The sequence below is a fragment of the Streptomyces sp. NBC_01384 genome (assembly GCF_045040035.1).
Lineage (GTDB): Bacteria > Actinomycetota > Actinomycetes > Streptomycetales > Streptomycetaceae > Streptomyces.
Genome location: NZ_CP109559.1, coordinates 1,316,924 through 1,334,381 on the forward strand (window position 1 = coordinate 1,316,924; position 17,458 = coordinate 1,334,381).

Here is a 17,458-nt window from a genome sequence, read left to right on the forward strand (position 1 = left end):
CCGAACGGGTACCGGGCCGGACCGGCCGCCAATGGCTTCAGCGGACGGGATGAGGCGCCAGTACGGTCAGCCAGAGCAGCGCGATGGTGCCGGCGCCCATCAGCGGGGTGAGTATCTCCGTCTCCAGCTTGTTGCCACTGCTCTTGATCAGCACGATCTCGTACCGGGTCCGCAGCGGCCACAGCCACGGTGCGCCCTGCTTGGTGATGGAGTCGCCGACCAGGTGGGCCAGGCAGCCCAGGCCGACCGCGTAGGGAAGCCAACCGGGCGTGGAGGGAATGAACTTGGCGATGGCCGCGGTGCCCAGCCCGGCCAGAGCCACGATGGTGCCCCAGGCATGCAAACCGTGCCCCGGCGGGCAGAGATTGAGCGCCCGCACAGCCAGCGCCAGGAGGAAGAAGGAGATCCCGAGAGTGAACGGCCTGCCCAGGTAGGCGATTCCGGCCCAGCTGCCCACGCTCATGAGGGCGACGAAGAACACGGAGTGCGTGGCATGGCGGTGACCTCCGGAGATCCAGGCGACGAACCGGCACAGCAACCGGGAGACCGGGCCGAGGAAGTGCGCGATCGTTCCGTCGTGGTGGTCCAGGTCGGGCAGCAGTGCGGCGCCCGCGCACAGCACCGTGCCCATGAGGATCTCCTGGGGTGCCAGATGCGTGTGCAGCAGCAGTGGCGGCAGGTACGGTGCGGTGCCGGCGAAGATCAGCGCGCCGCTCACGGCGTGCGAATGACCCATCATGGTGAAGTGGTTACCCCCGGTTCGGCGCCACCGGAGGTGGCGCGCCGACATGTCTGTGCGTCAGAGGTTGGTGAGCCGTTCGCCTTTGCGGTCCTCCAGCGTGTGGTCCACGCACACCGCCAGGATGATCAGCAGCAGCGCGTCCGGCTCGCTCATCACGTCGACCGCGTATGCGTCGCGGATGCTGAACCAGCGGCGCGAGATGTGCGCCAGGGTGGTGTCGCCGTCCACGATGTCGAACTCGCGGTCCCAGAAGTTCCCGGCTATGCGCAGCCGCCGCCCGCCCCGCAGACGCGCCTTGAAGCGGTCCCCGAAGATCCGGAGAGCCCGCTTGCTGATGCGGCCCACGACCTCGCCGTTCTGCTTGACCAGGATCGTGTGATGGAGGGTGAAGGTCTTCTTGACGATGCGGGCGACCTGGTTGCCCTCGGTGTCCACGAAGTCGAACGTCGTACGCAGGCGGAGCAGTTTGCGGTTGACCTTGAACAGCTTCTCCCGGTGCTCGGTCTCGACCCAGGCTTCCTCGTGGAACGCCAGCATGCGATCGCGTACCAGGTAGCGCATGGAAACCCCGTCCAGATCCGGAGATGGGAAGAACCTCTGCCGAGATAATAGTTGCGTGCTTGCGCAAGGCAGCATCCGCACCTGAACCGGGGAGGCACGCGTGGACATCACGCACCAGCACAACCGAAGGGCCCGCGCCACGGCCGCACTTGTGGGCCTGCTGCTCGGGCTCGGGCTCGCGCTCGCAGTGACACCGGCATCCGCCCAAAGCGGCGTTCAGACGCAGCACGGCGACCACCCGGCGCCAGCAGCCGGCAACCCCGCCCGCACCGTCTCCCCCCTCTCCGGTACGGTGTCGCCCGCCCACCTCCGGCACACCGCGTCCACCCGTCAAGTCGCTGCGGCTCAGACCCGCAGGACGAGGACTACGAAGAGGACCACGAAGAAGAAGAGCGGCTTCTTCAAGAAGCTCGGCATCTTCCTCGTGGTCCTCGTGATCATCGTGATCCTCTTCGTCGCCCTGCTCGTCCGGCTCGTGGTCCGCGCCGTCCGCCGAGTCTTCAGCCGCCGTGGCTGAAGTCGCCGGGCCCTGCCGAGCACAGCCGATCGGCCGGCAGGAAGCGGCCTGGAGATCGGGTACGCCAAAGACCGAGGCACGGAGAAGCGGGACCAGATGGACCCGCTGGCACGAACCGGTCGGTGTCAGGCCGGGCCGGAAGGAAGTGCGGGCAGGGGTTTCTCGTAGAGCCAGGTGTGCAGGAGCGGTTGGACGGGGTGGGGTGAGTAGCGTTCGGCGTGGCCGATGAAGGCGGCTGTGGTGGCGCTGGTGCCGCGATGGGTGGCGTGCCAGGTGCGCACGAGGGGGAAGAAGCGGTCATCGCCCAGGGCCAGCCGGAGGGCGTGCAGGGTGCAGGCTCCGCGGGTGTAGATGCGGTCGTCGAAGATACGGTGCGGGCCGGGGTCGGCGATGCGCAGGTCTTTCCTGTGGCGGTGGTTGAGGGTGTGCCATTCGGCGCGGGCGATGGTGTCGGCGGAATCTTCGCCGATGTGTTCGGACCACAGCCATTCGCTGTAGGTGGCGAAGCCCTCATTGAGCCAGATGTCGCGCCAGTTGTGCAGGCTGACGCTGTTGCCGTACCACTGGTGGGCGAGTTCGTGAGCCACCAGTGTCTCCGAGCCGCGGTGGCCGTCGATGTGGTTGCTGCCGAAGACGGACAGGGTCTGGTTCTCCACCGGTTGGTCGAGTTCTGTGTCGACGACGACGGCGCCGTAGGTCTCGAAGGGGTAGGGGCCGAACCAACCGGTGAACACTGCCAGCATGTCGGGTTGTCGGGCCAGGTCGTGGCGGGCCTGCTGTGACAGGTGGGCGGGGTAGTGATTGTGTCCGGTGATGGTCTCTCCGGTCGCGCTGTCGTGGGCCTGCCAGGTGTCGCGGGTGAAGCGACCGGTGTAGAGGGTGGCGAGGTAGGGGGCCATGGGGCCGGGGTGGTGGTACGTCCAGCACTGGGCGTCCGCGGTGGCATACCGGTCGCGCAGGGTGCCGTTGGCGAGTGCGTGGTGGCCGTGGGGGACGGTGACCCGGAAGGTGTAGGCCGCTTTGTCGTCGGGGCGGTCGTTGCAAGGGAACCATGAGGGCGCACCCAGGGGCTGGGAGGCCACGAGAGTGCCGTCGTGCGGGTCACCGGTGCGGTCCCAGCCGATCTGTCCGAACGGTGAGCACAGCGGGGCCGGCCGGCCGCGGTAGCCGACCTCCACGGTGAACGGGGTGTCTGCGGCGAGCGTGTGCGAGCCGGTCAGGTACAGCTTGTCGCCTTTCTGCCTGGGCCTCGCCGGAATGCCGTTGACACGGGCGGTGTGGGCGGTCAGGCGGGCGAGGTCCAGTTCCACCCGTGCGAGGGGCCGGTCGGCCACGGCGTGAATGTGTGCGCGGCCGTCGAGCGTGCCGCTCGACGGGTCGTACGCGAGGTGCAGGTCGTAGGAGAGGGTGTGATGGTCATACGTGCCGTGACTCGGAAAGTAGCGGTTCTCTGCCCCGGCCGCATCGAGGAGACCGTCTGCGGCCGTTGCGGCGAGCGGGATCAGGGCCGCGCCCCGGAGGAGGGCACGACGACTGCAGTGGGTCATTCCTTACCGGTCCCGGCCGGCAGCGGTGCGCGGCGCGCGGCCGGTTCGCCCGCGATGGGGTTGCCGGCCCAGCGGGTGCCGGTGGGCACCGTCTCGCCGCGCATCACCAGCGAGGAGGCACCGATGGAGGCGCCCGCGCCCACGGTGGTGCCGGGCAGCACGATGCCGTGCGGGCCGAGCGAGGCACCGGCGGCCAGGTGCACGGTGTCCATCCGCATGATGCGGTCGTGGAAGAGGTGGGTCTGCAGCACGCAGCCGCGGTTGACGCTCGCACCGTCTCCCAGGGTGACGAGGTCGGTTTCCGGCAGCCAGTAGGTGTCCAGCCACACACCGCTCCCAATGCGCGCGCCCAGACTGCGCAGCCACCAGTTCAGGACCGGGGTGCCCAGGAAGTCGCGGGCCATCCACGGCACGGCCAACGACTCCACGAACGTGTCGAAGAGTTCGTTGCGCCACACGAACGACGACCACAGCGGGTGCTCACCGGCCCGGAAACGGCCCACCAGCAGCCATTTGGCGCAGGTGGCCGTCAGCATGGCCGCCAGGCCCGCGCCCAGCAGCAGCGGTGCGCCGACGAGTGCCGCCAGGAGCAGACCGCCGTGGGTGAAGGCGTCCTGTTCGCCCAGCAGTACGCATTCGGCGAGGGCGGTGCTCGCCAGAAGAGGCAGCACGCGGCACATCTCCACCAGCGCACGGGCCGCAACCAGCCGCCGGGGCGGGGCGAACGTACGCTCCGGATCGGCCGCCGTCGCCACCCGCGGCAGCGGCAGTGCGGGTCGCCCGAGCCAGGACATGCCCGCCTCGCCGTGCGCGGGCATGTCGGAGAGCACGCCCACCAGGCTGTGGTCGGGCACCGTACGGCCGGGGCCGACGATGCCGGAGTTGCCGACGAACGCCCGCGTGCCGATGCGCACTTGCCCCAGCCGCATCCATCCGCCGCGTACCTCGAACGGTGCGACGAGCGTGTCGTCCGCGAGGAACGCACCGTCCTCGACGTGCAGCAGCGACGGCAGCGGCAGCACCGTCGAGATCTCGGTGTGCCGTCCCACACGCGCCCCGAGCAGCCGCAGCCAGTACGGCGTGGCAAGGCTCGCGTACAGCGGGAAGAGGCCCCCGCGGGCGCCGTCGAGCAGACGGGTGACCAGCCACACCCGCCAGGCCACACCGCCGTCCGCGCGGTGCACACCCGGCGTGATCCCCCGGCCCAGGCCCCGCACCACCAGCGCGAGGACCAGTACCCAGCACACGGTCGTCATGACCGTGAACAACGGAACGGCCGCCAGCAGGCGGAGCGCCGCGGTCGGCAGGGTCAACGCGCCGCGCACCATCTGGTATGTGGCCAACAGGGCCGGTACGGCTGCCACGAGCGGCAGCAGCGGCGCTGCTGCCAGGGACAGGGCGTAGGCGATGTTCCAGCGGCGTCGGCGCACGGTCAGCGGGGCGGGCCAGCCCTTGCTCGCGATACGTTCGGCCGGGTCGGCCGGCCGGGCCGGGGAGCCCGTCCAGCACTCACCGTCGGGGATCCGCCCGTCCAGGCAGGCGCCGGCCACGAGTTCCGCGCCTCGGCCCACGACCGCCCCGGGCAGCAGCATGCTGCGGTGGCCCACACGCGACCCCGCCCCCACCGTCACCGTCCCGACATGCAGCGTGTCGCCGTCCAGCCACCAGCCGGAGAGGTCCGCCCCCGGCTCGATGGCGGCCCCCTCACCCAGCTCCGCCAGACCCGTCACGGGCGGCATCGCGTGCAGGCGCACGTCCCGGCCGGTCGTGCAGCCCAGCACGCGTGCGTACAGAGCAGCCCACGGCGTACCCAGCAGGGACGGGACGCCGAAGGCGGCCACCGCCCGTTCGGCGCTCCACAGGCGCAGGTGGACGCCGCCGCCCCGCGGGTAGGCCCCCGGGCGGACGGAGCCTGCCAGCGCACGCGCCAGGCCCGCTCCGGTCAGGCATCGCGACGGCGCGCTGAACAGCACCACCCATGCCACCGCCACCAGCCACCACGGGGTGTGCGGCGCCCAGGCATGCGGCGCCACCCCGCCGAGTACGTTGTCCGCCATCGCCAACCCGGTCAGCAGACGCAGCCCCGTCACCCCGTACAAGGCCGTCTGGACCAGAATCTGCACCACGGAGGCCCGTCGTGGCACGGGCCGCACCACCCGTACCTCCTCGGCCGCACCGGCCAGCGAGTCCAGATGCACGGCCATATGGCACAGCACCGGATACCGGTACAGATCGGCGACCGAGACACCCGGATGGTGCACGCGCAGCATCGAGGCCATCCGCGCTGCGGTCAGGCTGGTGCCACCCAGCGCCACGAAATCACTGTCCGGGCCGGGACGTACACCCAGCAACTCCTCCCAGATGTCCGCGAGCCGCGCGGCCGTCCCCGCCAACTCCATCGCCGGGCCGGCAGGACCGTCCTGGCCGCTCTCACCACGGGACGGGACGGGCAGCGGCCAGGGCAACGCCTTACGGTCCACCTTGCCCGACGTGCGCGTCGGCAACTCCGCGACCTCGGCGAGGACCGGCACCAACTGCTGCGGCAGACGCTCCACGAGCAGCGCACGGGCCTTGTCCATCTGGAAGGCCGAGCCACGGCCGTCCGCGGTCAGTTGGGGTACCAGGTAGCCCACCAGCACCTGGGTACCGGCCGGCGTCGTCTGCACGGCTGCCGCCGCGCCGCGCACCCCCGGCAGGGCGCTGAGCGCGGCGTCTATCTCACCGAGCTCGACGCGGCGGCCGCCCAGCTTGACCTGGTCGTCGGCGCGCCCGACGAAGATCAGGCCGTCCGCGTCGGCCCGCACCACGTCACCTGTACGGTAGGCACGCGCCCAACCCAGCGCGGGGCAGGGCCCGAAGCGGTCGGCGTCCTTGACGGGATCCAGGTAACGGGCCGTGCCCGCACCGGCGATGACCAGCTCGCCCTCCTCCCCGAACGCCACCGGCTCCCCCGCCGCGTCCACCACGGCCAACTGCCAGCCCTCCAGCGGCAGCCCGATCCGCACCACGTGGCCCGGCTCCAGGGGAGCCGCACACGCGACCACGGTGGTCTCCGTCGGCCCGTAGGTGTTCCACATCTCCCGTCCAGGCGCAGCGAACCGGTCCACCAGCCCCGCGGTACACGCCTCGCCGCCCAGGATCAGCAGCCGCACCCGGCTCAGCGCCTCGACCGGCCACAGCGTCAGCAGCGTCGGAACCGTCGACACCACCGTGATGCCACGCTCGACCAGCCAGCCGCCGAGTTCGTACCCCGCTCGCACCAGCGAGCGCGGCGCCGGCACCAGACACGCGCCGTGCCGCCACGCCAGCCACATCTCTTCACAGGAGGCGTCGAAGGCGACGGACAGCCCCGCCAGCACCCGGTCGCCGGGGCCTGGCGGCCGCTCCCGCAGGAACAGGCCTGCCTCGGCGTCCACGAACGCCGCTGCCGATCGGTGGGTGACGGCGACGCCCTTCGGCGCGCCCGTCGAGCCGGAGGTGAAGATGACCCACGCGTCGTCGTCCAGGCCGGGTCCGGGCGTCATCCGGCCCGCCGCGGTGACTCCGACCGGCTCCACGAGCCCCTCCGGCTGCGGGTGCGGCCCCAGCACCGCGCACACGCCCGCCTCCCGGAAGACGGTGGCGGCCCGCTCCTCGGGATCGTCCGCGTCAACCGGTACGTAGGCGGCACCGCACCGGAGCACCGCCAGGATCGACATATACAGCTCCGCCGTACCCGAAGGCACCCGTACACCGACCCGGTCACCGGGGCCTATCCCCCGCCCCGTCAGGTCCCGTGCCCGGCGCACGGTCTCCTCGCACAGGTCACGGTAGGAGAGCACCGCCGCTCCCGTGTCCACAGCAGGCGCATCCGGAAACGCTGCTGCCGTGGCATCCAGGACGTCCATCAGCGTACGTGGCGCGGCAGCCTCCCCGGAGCGGTAGACGGCCCGACCGGCCAACTCCGTTGACGGGCCAAAAGACGGTTCCTCACAGGACCAGGACATCAACATGCCTCTGTTGTTTTGTTCGCTACTGACAGGTCGAAAAAACCTCGGACATTCGCCTCGGAAGACGGCATCCATCCGCCACAGGTTCACTGCGCAACTGAGAAATCGTCAAATCGAACACGCCGCGAAGCGGCCTTGCCTCCCGCATCCGCAAGTCGCCACACCGGCAGTCACCCACCGGCCGCGACCAGCTCATGAAAAAGAATTGGCAAGACCCCAAAATTATTTTCGATGCATGCAGGCGCACGAGCGTCCCTCATGTCCTTACTCACTCCTTACTGAAATCCCGCCGTGGAAAGAAATTTCTAACCTGACTGAAAGCGCGGCCAGTTCCCGGAATTCAGCCAAGGTTCACCACCGCACGCCCATGAGGCAGGTCGCAGGGTGGTCACGGGCGGATGAGCTGGGTTTCGGCGGCACTCAGGTCTGCGGCCGGGGTGGGCGGGGGTCGGCGGGCGCTGTCGCTGACCTTGATCAGGACGGCGACCAGCAGCCAGTTGGCGACCAGGGCCGAGCCGCCCTGTGCCAGGAACGGCAGGGCCTTGCCGGTGAGCGGGATCAGGCCGGTGACGCCGCCGGCGACAACGAACACCTGCAGGACCAGGGAAGTGGCCAGCCCGGCGGCGAGGAGCTTGCCGAACGGGTCACTGGCGGTGAGCACGGTACGCAGTCCTCGTTCGGCCAGCAGTGCATAGAGTCGCCTACCCGGTGACCGGCACCGCGGCGGGCTGGGCCCTGGCCCTGTGGACGGTCTGCCACGCCACCGCCCTGCACATCACCTCCGTGACCTTCGACGACCGCCAATGGAGCAGCGCCGCTTCGAGCCGAGGCTGGGCGGTCCATGATTCCCGCTCCGGACAGGCAGCCGAGGTGGTCGTCCTGCTCACCCCCGTTCCGAGCTGACGGTCCTGCATGCCTCTACGGTCCAATGGACGTGCAGCTCATACTGTTTGGACGTGAACAACCCGCGCATGATCCAGCCGTGAAGTCGAACAACTTCACCCTCTACGGCATCGACCCGAGCGGCGCCACCGACGTGACCATCGCGAACTCGTACGTCATGGCCGACGCCGACGGCATCGCCCTCAAGGGCGGCAGCGCCCCTCGAAGAACATCGCCCTGCCGCCGCATCAGCGGCCGCGCAGCGGATGGCCGGCGGCAGGTAGGCGGGAGGTCCGGTGGGCAGTTCGTTCAGCCGGGCGCCGCGCCGCAGCGATCGCGCTTCCACGTGACCGGATTGATCACGAGGCGGAGTCCTGTTGGTCGCCCGCCGCGGCGTAGGCCTGTGCCGGGGTCATCGCCACGCCGTTGAGCTGCACGGTCTTGTAGGGGCTGACCTTGGCGCAGGTCTTGGACTGGTCGGCGGTCTGGGCATGGGCGTTGGACACGGCGGCGTGCGTGTCGGCGGGCGCGGCCGACGAGCTGCCGGAGGAACTGGTGGCATACGTCGTTCCGTTGGGCCAGTCGGCGCCGATGACGAGGGTGAGTCCGCTCGCACTGCCCTGGGTGAGGTGCGACGCGGGCAGGCCGAGCGCGGCGGCCACCGACTGCGCCTCGGCTTTCTGACCGGGGCCGTAGGTGAGCGTGGTGGTCGCCGTCCGTTGCGGGGCGTTGCCGGAGGTGGTGCCGGAGCTGAAGCCCTTGGCGATGAGCTCGGAGGCGATCACGGAGGCGCGTCCGCGCTCGGTGGTGGTGCCGTTCTCCACGTGTACGGCGACCTGAGAGGCCGGCACCGTGGCCGATGCCGAGGCGGACGGCGAGGCGGACGCCTTCTTGTTGCCGTCGGCACTGAGGGACTGGTCGTTCACGATGGCGGCGAACAGCGATTTCGCAGCGGACGCGGCGACGAGGCGTTCGGAGTTGTTCGGGTCGGGCGCGGTCTGCATCGTGGTGAACGTCATCCGCTTGGACGGGACCTTGTTCAGGTCGGTCGCCAGCCCGATGAGTTTGCTGATGCTGCCCAGGCCGGTGTCCACGGTCAGGGCCTTGGTGGCGGCGTCGGCCAGCGAGTAGACCTTGGCCGGGTTGGCCAGCGTGCCCGCACTCTTGAAGTTGCGGATCATCGCGCTGAGGAACAGATGCTGGGCGTAGGTGCGGCCGAGGTCACTGCCGTCGCCGAAGCCGTGCCGGGAGCGGACGAACTCCAGCGCCGCCCCGCCCTTGAGGGTGTGGGATCCCTTGGCGAGCTTGAGGTGCGAGTAGGTGTCGTAGACGTTGTCGCTGACGCACACCGACACCCCGCCCACCGCGTCGGACATCTTCACCACGCCGGAGAAGTCGAGCATCACGAAGTGGTCGATGGGTATGCCGGTCAGCTGGTGCACGGTGGTGACCTGGCAGGCCGGGCCGTACTGCAGGGCGCTGTTGATCTGCCCGTAGTAGCCGGACGTCGACTGGCCGCTGTCCGGGTCCTTGCAGGCGGGCACATGCGTCATGGTGTCGCGCGGCACACTCATCACGGTGGCGTTGGAGCGGTCGGAGGACACGTGCACCACCATCTCCACGTCCGCGTTGTGCCCGGCCGTCGAACTCGCCGAGCCGCAGCCACCGCCCAGCTTGCAGTCGGCCGCGTTGTTCCGCCCGTCCGAACCGATCACCAGGATGTTGATCGGCGTACGGCCGAAGGCGTCTGCCTTCTCCTTGCCATTGGCGCCGTCATCGATCGACACGCTGTGGATGTTGCCGTTCAGGTGCTGCCACAGCCACGTCCCGGCGCCCGCGATGACCAGGATCAGCGCGGACACCGTGAACAGGGCTATGCGGCCGAGCCGCTTGCGCCGGGCCCCGGGTTTGGCCCGCCGCCCCGACCTGCGACCCTGAGACTGAGGCGCCTGCCGGGCCGCCGCCCGGCCGCCCTGCGGCGGCCTGGCAGGCCCGCCGTCGTCCGCCCTCCGCGGGCGGGGCGGAGCGGCGGAGCGGCCGCGCGTCGTCTGGCGAACCGAGCCACCATCCCAGGAGTCGCCCATTCCCTCTCCCTACGCTCATCGCCGACGCCAACCGCCAGCGCTGCGGCCCGACAGCACGGACCCCGGTCCCGCACGTAGGGGAGCACCCTCGGTTGGGATAATTGCGCAATATAGCAACTGTTGCTGATGGCACCGGTGCGCTCTCCCGCAAATCCGCTCAGCGGAAGATCCGATTGGCGAGCTGGGGCACCGGCGGCGGCACCCCTGGCCAGCCAAAAGCCCCGTCGGAACGCAGGCACGGACGGGAAGGGGACTGGGCGACATCCACAGCGCCTCGACCCGAGGAAGGAACTGACGGACGTCACCGATGCGTTGCGCGAAGCGGCGGACGACAGCCGGAAGGAGACACCGACCGCAGGCCGGGGCCAAGGAGGTACCGGCCGAACCGGCCGCACGCACGCACGCAATTCGACTCCGACGCCACCTGGCGCAGCAACCGGAATCCTCCGAGGCGGACCATCAATCAAGACGATGACCGCTACTGGCCTGTCTGAGTAACCGCTGATCTCAAGCGCTGGGCACCAGCCCATGAGGCCGCGCCCCGCCTCACGACGCCTCGAACCTACCGCTGCGGCTTCCGTGCAAAGGGCGAGCCGCTGCGGAACGGCTTCGACGTGGTCGGCCGCCGACGAGCCGGCAACGGGAGGCTCAGTGTGCCGTGTGGCCCTCCGTGGTCGGCCGAGCCGTCGCGGTCTCGCCGGGAGCGGACTGGATGACGCGGGGCGCCGCCGCGGCGGAGGAGGACGCGTCCTCGGCCGGGGCGGCGGACTGGGCGGTGCCGTCGTCCTTCATGGCCTTGGCCTCACTCTTGAGGATGCGCATCGACTTGCCCAGCCCTCGGGCGGCCTCGGGGAGCTTCTTCGAGCCGAACAGCAGGATGATCACGATCGCCACGATCAGCAGGTGCCAGGGTTCCAGTCCGTTGCGGAGCATCTGGCCCCACCCCTTTCTCTTCGCCGGACAGTGGCACATGCAGGAGCGGCGTACCATCTGCCATCATTGCCACATTGCGCAACTGTACAAGCATAGGGTGGGGCCAGTCGCGCCCTCCGTATGAGTCGGGCGGACGAGGGTACGCCCATGACCGCCATGAGGGATGAGAACACACCCTCCCGCCACCGGCGCCGGGCGGAGCCGCCCCGGCGCGGCGGATCTCGCGACGGCCACGCGGTACGGAACCGCAACCGCAGCCCGTGGACAACATCGAGTACGGCGCCGGCCTGAAGACCCGGGCCCAGACCGTCGCCGAGTTCTTCCCCGGCGCCCAGCTCCAGCACGTCACGGGCGCGGGCATCAGCTTCGTCCTGGGCGCCTCATACACCGCGGCCGGCACCTCCGCCTCACCGTCATCGGCCACCGTGCCCTCCTCGGTGGCCGATGATGCCCGCTCTGCGGACGACGACCCGTGCTCCAACCTGTCGTACGGATCGCGCGGCTGATGGAGTGCCTCAGCCTGGTGGCAAACCCGTTTTCACGCGATGGTGAAGTAGGCCAGGCTGCCGATGCCCGCCAGTGTGCAGTAGATGGCGAACGGGATGAGGGTTCGGTTCTCGAAGTACCTGACCAGATAGCGGGTCGCGAGATACGCCGCCACGAAGGCGGCAAGGCTGCCCGCCAGCAGGGGGCCGCGCAGGCCGTTGCCCTGGGCTCCGAGCAGCGGTGGCAACTTGAGCAGCGCCGCTCCGCCGATCACCGGCGTGGCGAGCAGGAAGGCGAAGCGAGCGGAGTCCTCGCGTTCGAGGCCGCGGAAGATTCCCGCGCTGATGGTGGAACCGGAGCGGCTGATCCCGGGGAGCAGGGCGAGGATCTGGGCTGCGCCGATCGCCATGGCCTGCCGCATGGTCATCCCCGTGATCCGCTGGTCCGACAGCTCGTCCGGAGTCAGCTGCTCCTCCCCCGCCGCGGTGGAGGCTCCTGCGCGCCTCCGCCCCGTCCCGCCGCGCCGCAACTGCTCGGTGATGAAGAGCACGATGCCGTTGAGGGCCAGGAAGATCGCGGTCGGCACGGGCCGTCCGAGCGTCGTGCGGAACACCTTGTCGAGCGCGATACCGGCGACGCCCACCGGGATGGTGGCCATGACGATCAGCCAGGCGAGCCGCTGGTCCACGGTCTGGATGCGCCGCTGCGTGACCGATGTGGACAGCCCGCGGATCACCCGGATCCAGTCCCGCCAGAAGTAGACCACCAGCGCCAGCGCCGTGGCCAGGTGGAGACCGATCAACTCGTTGAGGTAGAGGGATCCGTCGGCGGAGACGTTCAGATCGTGTTTCCAGTGTCCGCCCAGGAGGGCGGGTATCAGGATGCTGTGCCCGAGGCTGGAGACCGGGAACAGCTCAGTGACGCCTTGCAGCAGGCCGACGCCTATGGCTTCGGGGTAGGTCAAAACGGACATGGCTGGCCTTTGACTCGGAATGCACGCGAGGAGGGGGCTCGGGCGGCGCTTGCGGCGACCCCGGCCAGCGTGAACCTACGAGACGCGTGTAAATGATGGTAAGAACCGCAGGGCCGCCGAGACCTGTTCATCTCGCCGACCCTCACTGTTCACCGTTCCGCCCGGCCGAGGCCCGTTCAGCCGACGGGCCTCAACGGGTTGCCTCAACGGCGGAGCCGACCGTCAGGAGGGGCTGGAGCGCGCCACCGCCCGTGCGCAGGCGGGACACGAGGGGGCGGATCAGTTCGCGCAGGATCAGGCTGGTGATCATGGCGACGGGGGTAGCGATGACGATGGCGCCGAGGACGTCGTGCGGGTAGTGATCGCCGACGTAGACGCGAGTGAAGCCCTCCAGGAGCGTGCAGACGGCGGCGATGGCGCCGAGCCGGCGGTCGAGGAGAAAGAGGGCCGCGGCGGTGGCAGCAGCCGTGGTGGTGTGGCCGCTGGGGAAGGCGTAGTCGGTGGGGGCCGGACAGCTGTTGACGAAGTAGTCGTGCGGGAGGGCGCGGCAGGGGCGGGACTCCGCGACCAGCTTCTTGATGACCTCGGTGACGGCGAAGGCGGCCACGACGCTCACCGGCGCCGCCAGCGCGAGGGCCATGGCGGCATCGTCGCGATGGCGGGCCCGCCACCAGCCGATCACCATCAGGACGGCGAAGACACCCAGGCCGAGGTTGGTTGTCAGCGCCATGGGGGCGTTGAGCCAGGGGGTGTCGCGGGCGAAGTCGGCGACCGACGTGAAGAGGGAGCCGTCGATGCGGGAGCCGTTGAAGGCGAGGACGGTCACGGCGTGAGGGGTCATCTGGCGGCGCTTTCAGGCAGGCGGAGACCGCGGGAACAAAGAGATGCGAGAAGGTGAACAACACCTTAACATCTACACACGTGTAAATGATCACGGGTGGTGGACTGAGCTCGATGCGGCGCCCCGCCTGAGACGGGCGTGTTCATGGGGAGAGCTCGGTGAGATCGTCGCGCCGCGCGGTGTCCACCGACCAGTGGCCAGGCCCGGCGAGCTGCGGGACGCGGAGCAGCCCTGTGATGGTCAGCAGCCCCAGCGGAACCGCGCTCGCCGCGGCCGGGACCAGTGAGGAGGCGGTGAGCAGCCAGGTGGCCAAGCGCGGTGCTCGCGTCGCTCTGACAGCTGCCGGGTGCCCAGCAGGGCGAGCAGGGGCAGCAGCGGGAGGTAGACGAGGACAGGCGTCCAGGGCCCTTTTCGACGGTGCGGAGGTGGACGGCTCAGCGGTCGTCGCTGCCGGGCTCGGAGCCGAGCAGCTGCCGCAGCAGGTCGGCGTCCGTGTCCGACAGGCCGTCGGCGAAGCGGGCGAGCACGGCCTCACGGTCGGGGCGCTCCTCCAGGACGGTACGCATCCGGCGGGCGGCGAACCCGGGGTCGTCCGTGGCGGAGCGTAGGCATAAGCCCGGCGGCGCCGGGTGCGCGTGAGCAGCTGCTTGGCGTACATCCGGATGAGGAACCACCGTGCTGTACGTCAGCTCGCCGCCGAGACGTTCGGCGACCTCGCCCGGGGTCAGCCACTCTCGGCCCGCTGCAGCAGGGAAAGCGTCTCCGCCTCCCGGGCACCGTTGGGCAGCTTGGGACCCGGCTCGCGCGTCTCGCCTTCCGTGGGCTGTGGCGTTCCCTCACTCATCGCTCACCGCCGCACAGAACTTCTCCGGCGGTGTGAAGGCTGCCGTGCTTCAAGTCCGCCATGCTCAGCACGCAAGGGGCGACGGCCGGACCGGCTCAGCCGCCGATCGACCTGCCCGCCTTGGCCCAGTTGGCGTGCAGGTTGTCAAGGTACGACTGGGCCTGGCTGCCGGGGGTCGCGCCGCGGGCGAAGGCGAGCATGTTGCCCGCGCCGGTGTTGTAGCCGAGGGCCAGCAGATCGTTCCTGCTGTAGGAAGCGGACCACCGGGCGGGGAGTTGGGCGGCGAGGTCGTGCAGATACCAGGCTTCAGCCTCGATGGCGAGATCCCGGTCGTTGGGCAATTCCTCCCACTTACGGTCCGCGAAGTCCCGGCCCTGCTTCACCTCGCCGAAGGCGGCACGGTGCATGTTCGCGATACCGAAGGCGGCGTCCGGCTTGTACTTCTGCCAGGCGCGCTCAAAGGCAGGGTCGTGCGGCTTGTACGCCTCGTTGTACAGAATCGCCATCACCAACTGGGCGCTGACGCCTGCCTGCTGAGCCCTGGTGCGGACCTGGGTGGCGTAGTCAGCGGGGTCGTACGACGAGGCGGAACCGCTCGGCGCGGCGGAGGAACCGGCCGAGCGGGTGGGTGAGGCCGATGCCCTAGCCGGGGGCGGCGAGTCCGACTGCGGAGTGCGGGCGGCGCGGACGACGACGTAGAGAGCCACAGCGAGGACCACGACCACCAGCCATCGCCGCCGTGAGGTGGCATCGGACATATTTCGCCCCCCCTTTCTCGCCCCGCTTCGGGCCAGCCACTTGTACAGCACGCGCGCTAAGACGCGTGTGAAGCGTCGCTGATGCTTCACAGGATTCAGTGCAGCAGGGCTACTGCCACCGTGCCGATGTCGCGTCGGCGGCAGCATGGGCCGCCGACGAGACGACGAGTCCTCCGGTTCGCAGGCGGCACACCAGGACCGTGGCGACCGCCGGCGGCCGACCGCCGCGGATGCCCGCCGGCAGGCACACACAACACCGGTGAAAAGGATGGCTCGTACGGCCGCGGGCTCCCGGAAAACGGTGGCGGAGAGAGCCTTGAGCAGAGTGAGGACGGCCAGGATTCCCGCGCTGGTCACCGCAGACCGCACCGTGAGCGGCACGGCCAGGCAAGCCGCCGCCGCTCCAACAGAGCCACCGGCAATTCGACTCCACCCAACTCGGGACAGTCCGCAGCCTCCATCAGACCCGGCGGTTCAATCTGCTTCGGGTGCCTGGGCGCCACGACCAATGACCTGAGTACCTGAACACGATGTGTTCAACGAACAGTCCAGCGTGACCGTTGAAGTGCGAGAGGCCACCGATCGGGGGGATGGAGTCACGTAGGTTGTCGATCAGACCGGCCACGACCGTCCCATGGTTATCGAACGGGTACTGGTAGATGCCCCATACAGGTGCCTCCGCCCTTCGGCGGTTCGTCATGAAGATCCATGCCCAAAAGCTAGGATCTCCAAGGGAACAGCCAAGGAGTAGCACGTCATCCCCGAGGCTCGCTCTTACAGGACGCGTCCCAGGCAGCGGCAACCACAGCCTCGCCCACAGCGCCAACCGCACTACCCGCAGGTGACCGCAGAAGCGGGGAAGCCAGAGGATGCTCACATGACCGGCGCGAACAGCTTCTCCGTCTCCGGCTACGGCCCCCAGCGCGCGGGCTGGACGCGGCTGTTCACCCGTGACTCGCTGGCTCGCCGGCTGGACTGGCCGATACTGCTGTCGGCCACTGCGCTGTCGCTGCTCGGCTCGCTCCTGGTCTACTCCGCGACCCGCAACCGCATCCAGATCAATCATGGAGACCCGTACTACTTCCTCGTCCGCCACCTGATGAACACCGGCATCGGGCTCGCCCTGATGACGGGCACGGTCTGGCTCGGCCACCGCGCCCTGCGCAACGCCGTACCGATCCTTTACGGCCTCTCGCTGTTCGGCGCGCTGCTGGTGCTCACTCCGCTCGGCGCCACCATCAACGGCAACCGCAACTGGATCGTCATCGGCGGCGGCTTCTCGATCCAGCCGTCCGAGTTCCTGAAGGTCACGATCATCCTGGGCATGGCGATGCTGCTCGCGGTCCGGGTCGACGCGGGTGACAAGCAGTACCCGGACAGCCGTACCGTCGCCCACTCGCTGGGCCTGGCCGCCGTGCCGATCATGGTCGTCCTGATGATGCCCGACCTCGGCTCGACCATGGTCATGACGGTCACGATCCTGGGCGTGCTGCTCGCCTCGGGCGCCTCCAACCGCTGGGTCTTCGGCCTGCTCGCCGTCGGCGTCCTCGGTGCCATCGCCGTGTGGCGGCTGCACATCCTGGACGAGTACCAGATCAACCGCTTCGCGGCCTTCGCCGACCCGAGCCTCGACCCGGCGGGCGTGGGTTACAACACTAATCAGGCCCGCATCGCCATCGGTTCGGGCGGCCTGACCGGCGCGGGCCTCTTCCATGGCGCGCAGACCACCGGCCAGTTCGTGCCGGAACAGCAGACCGACTTCGTCTTCACCGTCGCGGGCGAGGAGCTGGGATTCGTCGGCGCCACGTTTATCATCCTCTTGATCGGCGTGGTGCTGTGGCGTGCCTGCCGGATCGCCCGCGAGACCACCGAGCTGTACGGCACGATCGTCGCCGCCGGGATCGTCGCCTGGTTCGCCTTCCAGTCCTTCGAGAACATCGGCATGACCCTCGGCATCATGCCTGTCGCGGGCATTCCCCTGCCGTTCGTCTCCTACGGCGGCTCGTCGATGTTTGCGGTGTGGGTGGCGATAGGACTGTTGCAGTCGATCCGGGTACAGCGGCCCATGTCGGCGTAGAAGGTTGGCGCAGGAAGGCTGAGACCGTGCCGGAAAGGGGAACTCCCCTGAGGGCTGGCCCGACCGATGCCGCCGAGGCGGCGTTCTGGTACTACCGGCCCAGGACGGCGCCTCGGCCTCCCCGCTTCACGCCCACGACGTCACCCTCACCTGCCCCCAGGACGACTACATCGACGAGGCGGCCTTCCTCGACCGGTGCTTCGCGACTGCCGATCGCCTCACGG

General features: G+C 69.5%; 15 protein-coding genes and 1 pseudogene. 4 read left to right on the forward strand and 12 right to left on the reverse strand.

Going from position 1 to position 17,458, the window contains the following annotated elements:
* Window positions 1-37 precede the first annotated feature (37 nt).
* Together OG747_RS05750 and OG747_RS05755 are read right to left on the reverse strand one after the other, a co-directional pair.
* Window positions 38-739, reverse strand: a complete 702-nt coding sequence (locus OG747_RS05750; protein ID WP_405878205.1) for a metal-dependent hydrolase — start codon at window positions 737-739, stop codon at window positions 38-40.
* Between the two features lie 60 nt (window positions 740-799).
* On the reverse strand, window positions 800-1,303 hold the full coding sequence (locus OG747_RS05755) for an LURP-one-related/scramblase family protein (RefSeq protein ID WP_405878206.1): 504 nt from the start codon (window positions 1,301-1,303) through the stop codon (window positions 800-802).
* Window positions 1,304-1,403: 100 nt separating this feature from the next.
* Between OG747_RS05755 and OG747_RS05760 the strand changes: the two genes are divergently transcribed.
* Entirely contained in the window at window positions 1,404-1,820 is a 417-nt protein-coding gene (locus tag OG747_RS05760) for a hypothetical protein (RefSeq protein WP_405878207.1), read from the forward strand.
* Window positions 1,821-1,945: 125 nt separating this feature from the next.
* On the opposite strand, the gene OG747_RS05765 is transcribed toward OG747_RS05760, so the two are convergent.
* From OG747_RS05765 to OG747_RS05775, 3 genes and pseudogenes are all read right to left on the reverse strand, one after another.
* A complete protein-coding gene (locus tag OG747_RS05765; RefSeq protein ID WP_405878208.1) occupies window positions 1,946-3,367 on the reverse strand; it encodes a M1 family metallopeptidase in 1,422 nt (473 codons plus the stop codon).
* Window positions 3,364-7,254, reverse strand: a complete 3,891-nt coding sequence (locus OG747_RS05770; protein ID WP_405878209.1) for a Pls/PosA family non-ribosomal peptide synthetase — start codon at window positions 7,252-7,254, stop codon at window positions 3,364-3,366. Before OG747_RS05770 ends, OG747_RS05765 begins: the two co-directional genes overlap by 4 nt.
* Window positions 7,255-7,744: 490 nt before the next feature.
* Window positions 7,745-8,053 (reverse strand): annotated as a pseudogene (locus OG747_RS05775) (FtsW/RodA/SpoVE family cell cycle protein); the annotation flags it as partial.
* Between the two features lie 11 nt (window positions 8,054-8,064).
* Between OG747_RS05775 and OG747_RS05780 the strand changes: the two are divergent.
* The gene (locus OG747_RS05780) at window positions 8,065-8,259 is read left to right on the forward strand and encodes a hypothetical protein (RefSeq protein ID WP_405878210.1); all 195 of its coding nucleotides are present in this window, start codon (window positions 8,065-8,067) and stop codon (window positions 8,257-8,259) included.
* Between the two features lie 338 nt (window positions 8,260-8,597).
* Here the strand turns inward: OG747_RS05780 and OG747_RS05785 are convergent, their stop codons facing one another.
* Together OG747_RS05785 and tatA are read right to left on the reverse strand one after the other, a co-directional pair.
* Window positions 8,598-10,322 carry an LCP family protein gene (locus OG747_RS05785; protein ID WP_405878211.1) on the reverse strand — a complete coding sequence of 575 codons (1,725 nt, stop codon included), beginning with the start codon at window positions 10,320-10,322 and terminating at the stop codon, window positions 8,598-8,600.
* Window positions 10,323-10,970: 648 nt separating this feature from the next.
* Window positions 10,971-11,255, reverse strand: a complete 285-nt coding sequence (tatA, locus tag OG747_RS05790; protein ID WP_405878212.1) for a Sec-independent protein translocase subunit TatA — start codon at window positions 11,253-11,255, stop codon at window positions 10,971-10,973.
* 260 nt (window positions 11,256-11,515) lie between these two features.
* On the opposite strand from tatA, the gene OG747_RS05795 reads away from it, so the two are divergent.
* Complete coding sequence (locus OG747_RS05795) at window positions 11,516-11,761, forward strand: hypothetical protein (protein WP_405878213.1); 246 nt, start codon at window positions 11,516-11,518, stop codon at window positions 11,759-11,761.
* Window positions 11,762-11,793: 32 nt separating this feature from the next.
* On the opposite strand, the gene OG747_RS05800 is transcribed toward OG747_RS05795, so the two are convergent.
* The 5 genes from OG747_RS05800 to OG747_RS05820 form a co-directional block, all read right to left on the reverse strand.
* Complete coding sequence (locus OG747_RS05800) at window positions 11,794-12,714, reverse strand: undecaprenyl-diphosphate phosphatase (protein ID WP_405878214.1); 921 nt, start codon at window positions 12,712-12,714, stop codon at window positions 11,794-11,796.
* Between the two features lie 190 nt (window positions 12,715-12,904).
* Entirely contained in the window at window positions 12,905-13,555 is a 651-nt protein-coding gene (locus OG747_RS05805; protein WP_405878215.1) for a phosphatase PAP2 family protein, read from the reverse strand.
* 142 nt (window positions 13,556-13,697) lie between these two features.
* Window positions 13,698-13,868 carry a hypothetical protein gene (locus tag OG747_RS05810; RefSeq protein ID WP_405878216.1) on the reverse strand — a complete coding sequence of 57 codons (171 nt, stop codon included), beginning with the start codon at window positions 13,866-13,868 and terminating at the stop codon, window positions 13,698-13,700.
* A 121-nt stretch (window positions 13,869-13,989) separates the two neighbouring features.
* Window positions 13,990-14,121: a hypothetical protein gene (locus tag OG747_RS05815; RefSeq protein WP_405878217.1), complete on the reverse strand. Its 132-nt coding sequence runs from the start codon at window positions 14,119-14,121 to the stop codon at window positions 13,990-13,992.
* A gap of 373 nt (window positions 14,122-14,494) precedes the next feature.
* Complete coding sequence (locus OG747_RS05820) at window positions 14,495-15,157, reverse strand: lytic transglycosylase domain-containing protein (protein WP_405878218.1); 663 nt, start codon at window positions 15,155-15,157, stop codon at window positions 14,495-14,497.
* Between the two features lie 877 nt (window positions 15,158-16,034).
* Between OG747_RS05820 and rodA the strand changes: the two genes are divergently transcribed.
* Window positions 16,035-17,234 carry a rod shape-determining protein RodA gene (gene rodA / locus OG747_RS05825; protein WP_405878219.1) on the forward strand — a complete coding sequence of 400 codons (1,200 nt, stop codon included), beginning with the start codon at window positions 16,035-16,037 and terminating at the stop codon, window positions 17,232-17,234.
* Window positions 17,235-17,458 lie beyond the last annotated feature (224 nt).

Coding starts and splice junctions, on each gene's coding strand:
- OG747_RS05750 (WP_405878205.1), bottom strand. CDS start 739: ATGATGGGTCATTCGCACGCCGTGAGCGGCGCGCTGATCTTCGCCGGC.
- tatA (WP_405878212.1), bottom strand. CDS start 11,255: ATGCTCCGCAACGGACTGGAACCCTGGCACCTGCTGATCGTGGCGATC.
- OG747_RS05765 (WP_405878208.1), bottom strand. CDS start 3,367: ATGACCCACTGCAGTCGTCGTGCCCTCCTCCGGGGCGCGGCCCTGATC.
- OG747_RS05805 (WP_405878215.1), bottom strand. CDS start 13,555: ATGACCCCTCACGCCGTGACCGTCCTCGCCTTCAACGGCTCCCGCATC.
- OG747_RS05800 (WP_405878214.1), bottom strand. CDS start 12,714: ATGTCCGTTTTGACCTACCCCGAAGCCATAGGCGTCGGCCTGCTGCAA.
- OG747_RS05785 (WP_405878211.1), bottom strand. CDS start 10,322: ATGGGCGACTCCTGGGATGGTGGCTCGGTTCGCCAGACGACGCGCGGC.
- OG747_RS05815 (WP_405878217.1), bottom strand. CDS start 14,121: ATGCGTACCGTCCTGGAGGAGCGCCCCGACCGTGAGGCCGTGCTCGCC.
- rodA (WP_405878219.1), top strand. CDS start 16,035: ATGACCGGCGCGAACAGCTTCTCCGTCTCCGGCTACGGCCCCCAGCGC.
- OG747_RS05755 (WP_405878206.1), bottom strand. CDS start 1,303: ATGCGCTACCTGGTACGCGATCGCATGCTGGCGTTCCACGAGGAAGCC.
- OG747_RS05820 (WP_405878218.1), bottom strand. CDS start 15,157: ATGTCCGATGCCACCTCACGGCGGCGATGGCTGGTGGTCGTGGTCCTC.
- OG747_RS05770 (WP_405878209.1), bottom strand. CDS start 7,254: ATGGACGTCCTGGATGCCACGGCAGCAGCGTTTCCGGATGCGCCTGCT.